The following is an 11525-nucleotide window of genomic DNA, read 5'->3' on the forward strand; positions in this document are numbered from 1 at the left end:
GCGCGGGGGGCCCCCAAGCGGCCGAGCGCTGAAGCCGGCAGGCCGCACGACACCGGGCGAATCCTCTGGCAAGCTCCGCCCTCGGCGCAGCCCCGACGCGATCCAACAGGATCCCGCCCGGCCGCCATCAGGGAGGTTTCTCGCCGATGCCCGGCATCACGCACAATCCGCCGCCGCCTACCGTCGATCCCGCCGTGCTCGCCTCGGCTCAGGACTTCTCCACGGCGACGATTAGCGACTGCCTGGACCGGATGGCGGTCCTGCACGGTCTGCGGCCCTTCCACCGGCAGGGGCGGCTCCTCGGCACGGCGTTCACGGTCCGGGTGCGGGCCGGCGACAACCTCGCGATCCACCAGGCGCTCGAGCAGGTTCGTCGCGGAGACGTGATCGTGGTCGATGGCGGCGGCGACACGAGCCGGGCGCTGGTGGGCGAAATCATGAAGGCGATCGCCGAGAGCCGGGGCGTGGCAGGCTTCGTCATCGACGGCGCTATCCGCGATACCGACGCCTTCGCCGGTTCGGACTTCCCCTGCTACGCCCGCGCCGCCACGCCCCGGGGTCCGTTCAAGACCGGCCCCGGCGTCATCAACGGACCCGTTTCCGTCGGAGGCTGGACGGTGAGCCCAGGAGACGTGGTGGTGGGCGACGCGGACGGCGTCGTGACCTTCCCGCCCGCGCTCGCGCCGCGCCTGATCGAGGCGGTGCGCGCACAATCTGCCCGAGAGGCCGAAGTGCTCGCGCTGATTCAAGCCGGCCGATACGACGGCCGATACGCCCAAGAAGCGAAGGGCTGAGAATCTTCCCTGCGACGGCGGCGTGATCCGCCGCGAAGCCTTGCGGACCGGATCCCTCCCGTAGACGATGGCCCATGGAGTCCGCACCGCTCACCTACGCCATCGGCGACATCCACGGCCGCGCCGACCTGCTCGACACGCTGCTGGAGCAGATCGCCGCCCATGCTGGGGATCGTGCCCACCGCCTGGTCTTCCTGGGCGACTACATCGATCGCGGACCCGACAGCGCCGCGGTGCTGCGCACCGTCAGCCGCCTGAACTGGGCCGAGCCCGAGCGCGTCACCTGCCTCATGGGCAACCACGAGCGCATGCTGCTCGACGCGCTGCTGACTCCGGAGGCGGCCCGGCATTGGCTGTACAACGGCGGCGACGCCACCCTCGATTCATTCGGCGCCCGGGACCTCAGCGGGTTGCCGGGCGACACCCTGGACTGGATCGAAGCCCTTCCGACCCTGCACGGCGATGCGGCCCGGTGGTACGTCCATGCCGGTCTCCGCCCCGGCAAGGCGGCGTCGGACTCGGACGTGCACGACCGCCTGTGGATTCGGGAACCGTTCCTCGAGGAGGATCACGATTTCGGCCGGCACGTGGTCCACGGCCACACGCCCCAGCGGGACGGTCGCCCGGAGGTACGCCGGTTCCGGACCAATCTCGACACCGCCGCGGTCTACGGCGGCGCGCTTACCGCCGGCGTTTTCTCGGATGCCCAGGGACCGGCGCTGGAATTTCTAAACGTTCAGGCTGGCCGCTAAACGCGCCGCGCCGGCACGAGCGCGCCCACAGCTGCCACGAGCCAGCCACCCATGAGGGCGAAGCCGCCGATGGGGGCGGCCATCGGGAACAGGGGGCGCTGCAGCCAGGTCCGAATTGACAGGTCGCCGCAGAACAGGATCAGGCCGAGGACGAGCAGACCCGCGGCCGTGCGCGATAGGCCGGGCCGCGTCAGACTTCCGGCGGCGAAGCCCGTGAGCGCCAGGATCGCCGGGGCGTGAAACAACAGGAACTGCGCCGCGGTCTTGAGCGAATCCGCCCCCGGGATGTGGGCCGCCGCGGCGCTGAGGGCGACACCGAGCAAGCCGGCGAGGCAGGCCAAGGCCATGAGCCCCCGGTCGATCCTCGACATCCTCATGCGCCGCGCTCGATCAGCAGCTTGGCGATCGCAGCGCGCAGTTCGGGTATGCCGCGGTCGTCGCGGCTGGAGGTGAGGATCACCTGCGGGAAGGCGGCCGGCCGCTTGGCGAGCCCCGCCTGGATGCCGGCGATGCGGCTCTCGACCTCGCCCTTCTTCAGCGAATCGCCCTTGGTGAGCACGACCTGATAGCTCACCGCGGCCTTGTCGAGACCGTCGAGTACGTCGGTGTCGATCGACTTGAAGCCGTGGCGGGCGTCGATCAGCATGAACACCCGGGCGAGATTGGCGCGGCCTTTGAGGTAGGCATGGATCAGCTGGGTCCAGGCTTCGACCTTGGCCTTCTCCACCGCCGCGTAGCCGTAGCCCGGCATGTCCACGAGGGACATGCGATCCCCGATCCGGAAGAAGTTGAGCTGCTGGGTCCGGCCCGGCGTGTGCGATGTGCGCGCCAGGGTGTTGCGGCCGGTCAGCGCGTTGATCAGGCTCGACTTGCCGACGTTCGAACGCCCCGCGAACGCGATCTCGACGCCTTCCATGGGCGGGATGCGCTCGAGCACCTGGGCGGCCGCGTAGAAGTCGGCAGCCCCGGCGAACAGCAGGCGGCCGGCCTCCAGGAGGTCGGCCGCATCGTCGTTGGTCTCGGTCACGGCTTTCCTCGTCGGCCCGGAGCGGCGTCCCGGACGGTGGCGGCCGCCCTCCGGAATGCGGTGACGGCGATGACCGCGGGCCTCAGCCCTTGGTGGTCGCCGGCGCCTTGGTTCCGCCGCGCCGGAACGTGGTCCGCAGGTTGTCCCACAGCTCCACCTTCACGCCGTTGCGACGCATGATGACGTATTGCTGGATCACCGACAGGGTGTTGTTCCAGGCCCAGTAGATCACGAGGCCGGCGGGGAACGACCCCAGCATGAAGGTGAACACGATCGGCATGAAGGTGAAGATCTGCGCCTGGACCGGGTCCGGCGGCGCGGGGTTCATCTTCATCTGCACGAACATCGTGACGCCCATGATCAGCGGCCAGACGCCGAGATGGACGAAGTCCGGTGCCGGGAAGGGCAGCAGGCCGAACAGGTTGACGATGCTCGTCGGATCCGGCGCGGCGAGATCGTGGATCCACCCGAAGAACGGCGCGTGGCGCATCTCGATGGTGATGAACAGCACCTTGTAGAGCGCGAAGAAGACCGGGATCTGGATCAGCACCGGCCAGCAGCCCGCGACCGGATTGATCTTCTCCTTCTTGTACAGCTCCATCGTGGCTTGCTGCTGCTTCATGCGGTCGTCTTTGTACCGCTCCCGGATGGCGACCATCTCGGGCTGCACGGCCTTCATCTTGGCCATGGACACGTAGGAGCGGTTGGCGATCGGCAGGAACAGCAGCTTCAGGCAGAAGGTGACCACCAGGATCGAGACGCCGAAGTTGCCGAAGAGATGGAAGAAGAAGTCCAGCGCCCGGAACATCGGCTTGGTGATGAAGAAGAACCAGCCCCAATCGATCATGAGATCGAAGTGCTTGATGCCGAGGTCCTTCTCGTAGTTGTTGATCAGGTTGACTTCCTTGGCGCCGGCGAACAGGCGCTGGGTCGTCGTCGCCGAGGCCCCCGCGTCCAGGTTCACGGCGTCACCGCGCACGCTGGCCTGGTAGACGTTGGTGGCGCCGTCGGTCCGGTCCGTGAAGGCGCCGGTATAGGGCACGTCCTGGTCGGCCGGCATCACGGCCGCCGCCCAGTACTTGTCGGTGATGCCGACGAAGCCGCCGGTCACGCCGTTCCAGGCGCGGCCCTTGGTGTTGGCGCCGCCATACGCGCCTTCCTTGGCGAGCTTGTCGTAGGTGAATTCCTGCAGGCCGTCGTTGCCGAGGTAGCCGATCATGCCTTCGTGCAGGACGTAGTAGCCCTGGGTATGCGGCTTACCCCAGCGGGAGACCAGGCTGTACGGATAGAGCGTCACCGCGCCCGAGCCCCTGTTCTCGATCTCCTCGCGGACCGTGAACATGTACTTGTCGTCGACGGCGATGATGCGCTTGAAGACGAGGCCGGCGCCGTTGTCCCAGGTCAGGGTCACGGGCATGCCGGGCGACAGCGTCTTGCCGTCGCTGGACCAGACGGTCTCGCTGCCGGGCAGCGGCCCGGCATTGGCGCCGACCCAGCCGAACTCGGCGTAGTACGGCGTCTCGCTGCCGGCCGGGGAGAACAGCACGATCTCCGGGCTCTTCGGGTCCACGGTCTCGTGGTAGTTCTTCAGGGACACGTCGTCGACGCGGCCACCCTTGAGGGCGATCGAGCCGCTGAGCGCCGGCGTCTCGATCCGGATGCGCGGCGAGCGGGCGAGCGCCGCCTCGCGCGAGACGGCGCCACCCTGCCCGGGGACCGTGCCGGGCACGGGTGCTGCTGGGCCGCCCTCCTTGGGCGAGGGCGACGGGACCCCGTCCGGGGTGACGCCGGGCGGCTGCTGTTGCTGCTGCGCGGCCTTGTTCTGCGCCTCGATCAGCCGCTGCTGTTCCACCCGCGGGCCGGCCACGAAGTACTGCCATCCCAGCAGCACCAGCAGCGACAGGCCGATGGCCACGAACATGTTCGTCTTGTCATTGCCCATCGGGGACACCGCCGCACGTGTTCGGAGTGGCAACAGGAGCGGCACTAGCCCGTTCGGGCCTGCGCGCGTCCGTGATTCGGAGACCTCTGGCGCGGTCCTGCGACGGATCGATGTCGGGTTCGCGGGACGCAGCAGGCTGCGCGGGCACCCGGCCCGCATCGCGCTGGAGAGGTGTGGTCTTGGCCGGCCGGCCGCCAGGCTTGCCGGACCGGTCGCCGCGGGAGCCGCCGGGAGGCCGCGGTGCGGCCGGACGCGTCACCGTCGGAATGGCGCGACGCAGGTCCTCGGCCAGGGCCTCGAAGGGCGCGGTCAGGGCCGGGCGGCGGGCGATCAGCACGATGTCGCCCGGCAGCCCGGCCAGATCGCCCGGGAGACCGGACGCAACCACGTTCACCGCGGCACGCAGGCGCCGGCGAATGCGGTTGCGCTCGACAGCATGGCCGACGCGCTTGGTGATGGTAAAGCCGAGCCGGAGGCCATCCGCCGCTTGCGGATCGCGCAGACGCCCCTGGGCGGTCATGCGCTCGGTGTGGAAGCGGCGGCCCTCCGCTGTCGCCAGGAAGTCAGGCCGCTTCTTGAGCCGCGCGATCGTCGCCATCGATGGTTCGATCCCGACCGATCTCATAGTGTGTGCCGCATGATGAGTTCGGAAAACCGGATTTCATGTTTCCGCATCATGCACACGCCTCACGGCGCGGCTGCCGCAGCAGGGCCGCGCCGGCGAGGATCCGATCGGCTCAGGCCGACAGGCGCTTGCGGCCGTGGGCGCGGCGACGCGCGATCACCTTGCGGCCACCGGCGGTGGCCATGCGCGCACGGAAGCCGTGGCGGCGCTTACGGACGAGCTTGCTCGGCTGGTAGGTTCTCTTCATGGTTCAGAGCCTTCAAAGGTCGAGGCGCGCTCGTGGGCGGCAATTGCCGCACCCGACCTTCACGCGTCCTGGTTGTCTGCAAACACGAAGGGCGCCCAGGCGGGGCGCCACGTCGCGAGTGGCGGGCTTATGGCGGATGGGTCCCGCGAAGTCAACGTTTCGTGGACGTCTTCCTGGGCCTCAATGCCCCTCGAACTGCATCAGGGCGCGGACTTCCACGCCCATGTCGCGCAGGCGCTGCGCGCCGCCGATCTCCGGCAAGTCGATCACGAAGCAGGCGGCCACGATCTCGGCGCCGATCTTCTGGAGCAGGTTCACCGCTGCGGTGGCGGTACCGCCGGTGGCGATCAGGTCGTCGACCAGCAGCACCTTGTCGCCGGGCTTCACCGCATCGACGTGGATCTCGATCTCGTCGGTGCCGTATTCGAGGGCGTAGGCCATGGAGACGGTCTTGTGGGGCAGCTTGCCCTTCTTGCGGATCGGCACGAAGCCGCAAGACAGCTGGTGCGCGATGGCGCCGCCCAGGATGAAGCCCCGGGCCTCGATGCCGGCCACCTGGTCGATTCGCCCGCCCGCATAGGGATGGACCAGCGCGTCCACCGCCCGCCGGAACGCCCGCGGGTCGCTGAGCAGCGTGGTGATGTCGCGGAAGATGATGCCGGGCTTCGGGTAGTCGGGAATCGAACGGATCGATTCCTTCAGCGCGACGTGGCGGCGGGCTTCCATGGGTTCGGGCCTTCCGTGGGGGACGGCGGGCTTAAAGCAGAAGCTCCGGCCCCTGACCAGTTTGACGGCATCTCCCGGAGGATCAGGCCGCCTGCACCTTCTTGAGGAGAGCGAGCAATTCGCGATGCAGCACCTCGTTGCCGCAGGCCACCGAGCGGGCCGCCAGGGGCTCGGCCGCACCGTCCGCCGAGGTCACGTAGCCGCCGGACTCGCGCACCAGGATCACGCCCGCCGCGAAATCGTAGGTCTGGAGGTCGCGCTCCCAGTAGCCGTCGAGGCGACCGCAGGCGACGTAGGCGAGATCAAGGGCCGCCGAGCCCATCCGCCTTGTGCCGCCGGCCACCGCCATCACGGCGCCGAGCTCGCGCAGCAGGCGCGGGTGGCTGCCGCGCCCGAGGTAGGGCGTGCCGTAGCCGACCAGCGCGTCGGCCATGTCCTGCCGGCCGGAGACCCGAAGGCGCCGGTTGTTGAGGTAGGCACCCTTGCCGCGCTCGGCGACGAACAGCTCGTCCTTGATCGGGTCGAAGATCACGCCGGCCACGATCTGGCCCTCGCGCTCGAGCCCGACCGAGATCGCGAAATGCGGCACGCCGTGCAGGAAGTTCGAGGTGCCGTCGAGCGGGTCGACATGCCAGGTGTGGCTCTTGTCGGTGCCCTCGATGATGCCGTTCTCCTCCAGCACCAGGCTGTAGCCGGGCCGGGCCTTCATGAGCGCGTCCCGCAGGGTCTCCTCGGCCTTCCGGTCCGCGGCGGACACGAAGTCGCCCGGGCCCTTTCGCGAGACCTGGAGGTTCTCGACCTCGCCGAAATCGCGGCGCAGGCCGCGGGCGGCCTTGCGCACGGCGTCGACCATCACGGTCATGAGCGGAGAGGAAATCATTTTTTTCGCGACTTTTCGGGGATGGATGCTGGCGCCGTCGTTACAGGCCGGCGCTGGAAAAGACGAGCCTGCCGGGAATTCGGGGGATCCGGAAGAGGTTGGTGGCCTGTGGTGCGGAGCGCCCCCTCTCCCGCAGAGCTACGGGCGACACAGGTTTCGATCGTAGCCGCTTTCATGCCTTGGGCGCAGAAGGCGCGGGTCCCCCCTCCCGTACGGGCTAGCGGATTCACAGATCGAGTTCGGCCCTTCTTGCGCGACGGCCCGTGCTTCGGCTCCAGCATCGATGCGGGTATCCCCTCGCCCCGCTTGCGGGGAGAGGGCTTCGGCGACCTCGTCGTCGCCGAAGCAAAGCGGCAGCCGACGGTGAGGGGGCGGTTCCGGACGCCCGCCTCGTCCTGAACCGCCCCCTCACCGCCGCTCCGGCTTCGCCTGCGCTTCCCACACGGACGACAAGGTCCGTGCGGGCCTCTCCCCGCTGGCGGGGCGAGGGGACCCGCGCTTCGTCTGCAGATGTGTGAGCGTCGTAGCCCGTGCAGGAGAGGCCGCAGCAGGGAGGCATGGGCCCGGCCGCAGCCTGCGACCGCAAAAACCCTATTCCGCCGCCTCGACGAACACCGTGCCGGCCCGGGGCAGGTCCAGGGTCTCCCAGGTCTCGGCCAGCGCCGCAGCGAGGCGGGCGATGTGGGTCGCGTCGTGGAACGGCGACGGGGTGATGCGCAGGCGCTCGGTGCCGCGCGGGACCGTCGGGTAGTTGATCGGCTGGATGTAGATGGCGTGACGCTCCAGCAGGTGGTCGGCCGCCGCCTTGCACAGCTCGGCGTCGCCGACCATCACCGGAACGATGTGGGTCTCGGTTTCCAGCACCGGCAGGCCGGCCTCGGTGAGCGCCGCCTTGGTGGCGGCGGCCTGGGCCTGATGCGCCTCGCGCTCGACGTTCGATCGCTTGAGGTAGCGCACCGAGGCCCGGGCGGCGGCGGCCACCGCCGGCGGCAGCGCGGTGGTGAAGATGAAGCCCGGCGCGAAGCTGCGCACCGCGTCGCAGATCGCCGCCGAGGCGGTGATGTAGCCGCCGACGCAGCCGAACCCCTTGGCGAGGGTCCCCTCGATCACGTCGACCCGGTGCATGACGCCGTCGCGCTCGGCGATACCGCCGCCGCGGGGTCCGTAGAGGCCGACCGCGTGGACTTCGTCCAGGTAGGTCATGGCGCCGTAGGTGTCGGCGAGGTCGCAGATCCGGCCGATCGGCGCGATGTCGCCGTCCATCGAGTAGACCGACTCGAACACGATCAGCTTCGGCCGGTCGCCGGCGGCGCGCAGCAGCTCTTCCAGGTGCTGAAGGTCGTTGTGGCGAAAAATCTTCTTGTCGCAGCCGGAATGGCGGACGCCCTCGATCATCGAGTTGTGGTTGAAGGCGTCGGACAGGATCAGGCAGTTCGGGATCAGCTTGGCGATCGTCGAGATGCCCGACTGGTTCGAGACGTAGCCGGAGGTGAAGACGAGACCCGCCTCCTTGCCGTGCAGGTCGGCGAGTTCGCGCTCCAGATCGACCAGCGGCGAGTTGTTGCCGGCGATGTTGCGTGTGCCGCCCGCCCCGACGCCGCAGCGCGCGGCCGTGTCGGTCATCGCCGCCACCACTTCCTTGTGCTGGCCCATGCCGAGGTAATCGTTGGAACACCACACGGTGATCTCGGCGGTCTTGCCGTCCTGCTTGCGCCACTTGGCGGTTGGAAAGCGCCCGGAGATGCGCTCGATATCGGCGAAGACGCGGTAGCGGCGCTCGCCGTGGAGCTGGTCGAGCGCGCCCCGGAAATATCGCTCGTAGCCAGAGCCGGCGCGCGTCGAACCCGCTTGGGCGAGCATCGTGCTGGGCATCCGGGTGACGGTCATCGAGCGTCCTTCGCGTGTGCGGCCGTGCGGTCGGTGCCGGTTCGACACCTGGATCCCGCGATCAACGTACGGCCTCGGTCCAGTCCTTCGCGTGAATGGCGCAAGATACGCGCGGATCTGGAACTGGTTCAAGGTAAGGTTCCGGCATCGCTGCCCTGCAGCCGTTGAGAGGCGGGGACGAACTCGCTAGCCTCGCGGGGCGTCACGGACGTCCGAACACGCTGCCATTTCCTTGAGCGCCCCCATGTCGTCACGCCGAACTGCCTGCCCCGGCGCGGGATCACCCGGATCGAGCTTGCGGCGACGAAGGGTCGCGCGATGAGCGGGGGCAAGGACGCGCGTTCCGAGCGCCTGAAGGCGGCGCTTCGCGCGAATCTGCGCCGCCGCAAGGAACAGGGCCGCGGCCGCACCGAAACCCGGGACGTCCCCGAGGCGGAGCAGCCCGGCCCGCCCGAGACCGATTCTCCCGGTCCAGATTCCGACAAATCCGGTCTATAGGGGACGGCCAAGCCTGGGCGCCGCGGCGTCCACCAGGAGAACGGCCGGCCGCGCACCAGGGAGGTGCGCCGCCCGAGGACATACGATGGACCGCATTCACATCACCGGCGGCGCGCCCCTGAACGGCGTGATCCCGATCTCGGGCGCCAAGAACGCGGCGCTGCCGCTGATGATCGCGAGCCTGCTCACCGGCGAGACGCTGGAGCTGATCAATGTCCCCCGCCTCGCCGACATCTCCGCGCTGACCCGCATCCTCGGCAATCACGGCGTCGACCACATGGTGGTCGGCAAGCGCCCCGGGCAGACCACCGAGACCGGCCAGACGATCCGTCTCACCGCATCCAACGTCATCGACACCACCGCGCCCTACGACCTGGTCTCGACCATGCGGGCGAGCTTCTGGGTGGTGGCACCGCTGCTGGCCCGGTTCGGTGAGGCCAAGGTCTCGCTGCCGGGCGGCTGCGCCATCGGGACCCGCCCGGTCGATCTGCTGATCACCGCCCTTGAGAAGCTCGGGGCCGAGATCGAGATCGACGCCGGCTACGTGGTCGCCAAGACCAAGAACGGCCTGCGCGGGGCCGAGATCGCGTTCCCGAAGGTGACGGTCGGCGGCACGCATGTCGCCCTGATGGCGGCCTCCCTCGCGTACGGCACCACGGTGCTGGAGAACGCCGCCCGGGAGCCCGAGGTGGTCGACCTCGCCGAATGCCTGAACAAGATGGGCGCCAAGATCCGCGGCGCGGGCACGCCCCGGATCGAGATCGAGGGTGTCGCCCGGCTCAACGGCGCGCGCCACGAGGTGCTACCCGACCGGATCGAGACCGGCACCTACGCCATGGCGGTGGCGATGACCGGCGGCGACGTGATCCTCAAGGACACGCGGGCCGAGCTGCTGCACTCGGCGCTCGACGTCCTGTCGACCACGGGAGCCGAGATCAGCCAGGTCGAGGGGGGTATCCGCGTGCGCCGCAACGGCGGCGGCATCGCGGCCGTCGACGTGACCACCGATCCGTTCCCGGGCTTCCCCACCGACCTGCAGGCGCAGTTCATGGCGCTGATGACGCTGGCCAAGGGCCAGTCGCACATCCGCGAGACGATCTTCGAGAACCGGTTCATGCACGTGCAGGAGCTGGCCCGCCTCGGCGCGAAGATCCGCCTCGAGGGTGACCTCGCCATCGTCGAGGGCGTCGACCGGCTCAAGGGCGCGCCCGTGATGGCGACCGACCTGCGCGCCTCCGTCTCCCTGGTGATCGCGGGCCTCGCCGCCGAGGGCGAGACCCAGATCAACCGGGTCTACCACCTCGACCGCGGCTTCGAGGCGCTGGAAGCCAAGCTCGGCCGCTGCGGCGCACAGATCGAGCGGGTACGGGCGTAGGCTTGAGCCCAAATGCGGGATCACCGCTCCTGGGCTGATCGCTGCGTTCGCTGATGCAACGTCGGAAGGATCAACAACCTCGTCATTCCGGGGCGCCGTAGGCGAGCCCGGGATGACAAGGTGGACGATCAGACGTCGTGAGAATTTCCCAGCCTTCGCAGCGATAGTATCCCCATAGGCGACACTATGCCTGGTTAAGGAGACCGCCCGTGGAGATCAGGCCGATCCGCTCGGAAGCGGACCACCGGGACGCGTTGCAGGAAATCGAGCGCCTTTGGGGCTCCCCACGGGGAACGCCGGCCGGCGACAAGCTCGATGTGCTCGCCACGCTCGTGGAAGACTACGAAGAGCGCACCTTCCCGATTGCGGCGGCCGATCCGGTCGAGATCCTGCACGCTGCCATCACCGATATGGGCCGCTCGGAGGCGGAGCTGGCGCGTCTTCTCGGCTCGCGAGCACGGGCATCGGAGATCCTGAGCCGGAAACGGCACCTGAACCTCGCGCAGATCCGCGCCATCAGCGAGGCCTGGCACCTGCCGATCGCGCTGCTGGCGGCGCCGTATCGTCTCGAACACGACGCCGCCTGAGCCGCCTCAGCCCCCGATCCGCCCGCGCTTGTAGCCGAAGCCAGGTATCTCGCAGCCGCAGGACGTGTCGTACGGGCCGGACCGGGACCAGCCATCAACTCCGGCCGTGAGGCAGAGGCCGACGCTGCGCCAGCGCCGGTCGTAGCGCGGCCGATCGTCCTCGTCGCCCGGGGGCGGTGGAGGCG

At 69.1% G+C, this 11525-nt stretch carries 12 protein-coding genes; 4 read left to right on the plus strand and 8 right to left on the minus strand.

What is annotated here, in order from left to right:
• Positions 1-146 precede the first annotated feature (146 nt).
• Together FV228_RS09995 and FV228_RS10000 are read left to right on the plus strand one after the other, a co-directional pair.
• Entirely contained in the window at positions 147-794 is a 648-nt protein-coding gene (locus FV228_RS09995; RefSeq protein ID WP_147854486.1) for an RraA family protein, read from the plus strand.
• A gap of 74 nt (positions 795-868) precedes the next feature.
• Positions 869-1546 (plus strand): metallophosphoesterase family protein, encoded by a 678-nt coding sequence (locus tag FV228_RS10000; RefSeq protein ID WP_147854487.1) that lies wholly within the window; start codon positions 869-871, stop codon positions 1544-1546.
• Here FV228_RS10000 and FV228_RS10005 read toward each other — a convergent pair.
• The 8 genes from FV228_RS10005 to hemA all read right to left on the minus strand — a co-directional run bounded on the left by FV228_RS10005 (position 1543) and on the right by hemA (position 8880).
• Positions 1543-1917 carry a DUF423 domain-containing protein gene (locus tag FV228_RS10005; RefSeq protein ID WP_147854496.1) on the minus strand — a complete coding sequence of 125 codons (375 nt, stop codon included), beginning with the start codon at positions 1915-1917 and terminating at the stop codon, positions 1543-1545. The genes FV228_RS10000 and FV228_RS10005 overlap by 4 nt on opposite strands.
• A gap of 2 nt (positions 1918-1919) precedes the next feature.
• On the minus strand, positions 1920-2573 hold the full coding sequence (gene yihA, locus FV228_RS10010; protein WP_147854488.1) for a ribosome biogenesis GTP-binding protein YihA/YsxC: 654 nt from the start codon (positions 2571-2573) through the stop codon (positions 1920-1922).
• Positions 2574-2655: 82 nt separating this feature from the next.
• The gene (yidC, locus tag FV228_RS10015; RefSeq protein ID WP_147854489.1) at positions 2656-4515 is read right to left on the minus strand and encodes a membrane protein insertase YidC; all 1860 of its coding nucleotides are present in this window, start codon (positions 4513-4515) and stop codon (positions 2656-2658) included.
• Positions 4505-5113 carry a ribonuclease P protein component gene (rnpA, locus tag FV228_RS10020; RefSeq protein WP_147854490.1) on the minus strand — a complete coding sequence of 203 codons (609 nt, stop codon included), beginning with the start codon at positions 5111-5113 and terminating at the stop codon, positions 4505-4507. The genes yidC and rnpA overlap by 11 nt, the downstream gene beginning before the upstream one ends.
• 139 nt (positions 5114-5252) lie before the next feature.
• Positions 5253-5387 carry a 50S ribosomal protein L34 gene (gene rpmH / locus FV228_RS10025; RefSeq protein WP_007558110.1) on the minus strand — a complete coding sequence of 45 codons (135 nt, stop codon included), beginning with the start codon at positions 5385-5387 and terminating at the stop codon, positions 5253-5255.
• A gap of 180 nt (positions 5388-5567) precedes the next feature.
• A complete protein-coding gene (locus tag FV228_RS10030) occupies positions 5568-6113 on the minus strand; it encodes an adenine phosphoribosyltransferase (RefSeq protein WP_147854491.1) in 546 nt (181 codons plus the stop codon).
• Positions 6114-6195: 82 nt separating this feature from the next.
• Positions 6196-6993, minus strand: coding sequence for an inositol monophosphatase family protein (locus tag FV228_RS10035; protein ID WP_050733962.1), 798 nt, complete (start codon positions 6991-6993; stop codon positions 6196-6198).
• Positions 6994-7584: 591 nt separating this feature from the next.
• A complete protein-coding gene (hemA, locus tag FV228_RS10040; protein ID WP_147854492.1) occupies positions 7585-8880 on the minus strand; it encodes a 5-aminolevulinate synthase in 1296 nt (431 codons plus the stop codon).
• 583 nt (positions 8881-9463) lie between these two features.
• Here hemA and murA point away from each other — a divergent pair.
• Together murA and FV228_RS10055 are read left to right on the plus strand one after the other, a co-directional pair.
• The gene (gene murA / locus FV228_RS10050; RefSeq protein ID WP_147854494.1) at positions 9464-10753 is read left to right on the plus strand and encodes a UDP-N-acetylglucosamine 1-carboxyvinyltransferase; all 1290 of its coding nucleotides are present in this window, start codon (positions 9464-9466) and stop codon (positions 10751-10753) included.
• Between the two features lie 209 nt (positions 10754-10962).
• Positions 10963-11340 carry a transcriptional regulator gene (locus FV228_RS10055; protein ID WP_147854495.1) on the plus strand — a complete coding sequence of 126 codons (378 nt, stop codon included), beginning with the start codon at positions 10963-10965 and terminating at the stop codon, positions 11338-11340.
• Positions 11341-11525 lie beyond the last annotated feature (185 nt).

The sequence above is a fragment of the Methylobacterium sp. WL18 genome, assembly GCF_008040015.1.
GTDB classification, from domain to species: Bacteria; Pseudomonadota; Alphaproteobacteria; order Rhizobiales; family Beijerinckiaceae; genus Methylobacterium; species Methylobacterium mesophilicum.

Coding starts and splice junctions, on each gene's coding strand:
- rnpA (WP_147854490.1), bottom strand. CDS start 5,113: ATGGCGACGATCGCGCGGCTCAAGAAGCGGCCTGACTTCCTGGCGACA.
- FV228_RS10000 (WP_147854487.1), top strand. CDS start 869: ATGGAGTCCGCACCGCTCACCTACGCCATCGGCGACATCCACGGCCGC.
- FV228_RS09995 (WP_147854486.1), top strand. CDS start 147: ATGCCCGGCATCACGCACAATCCGCCGCCGCCTACCGTCGATCCCGCC.
- FV228_RS10030 (WP_147854491.1), bottom strand. CDS start 6,113: ATGGAAGCCCGCCGCCACGTCGCGCTGAAGGAATCGATCCGTTCGATT.
- FV228_RS10035 (WP_050733962.1), bottom strand. CDS start 6,993: ATGATTTCCTCTCCGCTCATGACCGTGATGGTCGACGCCGTGCGCAAG.
- rpmH (WP_007558110.1), bottom strand. CDS start 5,387: ATGAAGAGAACCTACCAGCCGAGCAAGCTCGTCCGTAAGCGCCGCCAC.
- yidC (WP_147854489.1), bottom strand. CDS start 4,515: ATGGGCAATGACAAGACGAACATGTTCGTGGCCATCGGCCTGTCGCTG.
- FV228_RS10005 (WP_147854496.1), bottom strand. CDS start 1,917: ATGTCGAGGATCGACCGGGGGCTCATGGCCTTGGCCTGCCTCGCCGGC.
- murA (WP_147854494.1), top strand. CDS start 9,464: ATGGACCGCATTCACATCACCGGCGGCGCGCCCCTGAACGGCGTGATC.
- hemA (WP_147854492.1), bottom strand. CDS start 8,880: ATGACCGTCACCCGGATGCCCAGCACGATGCTCGCCCAAGCGGGTTCG.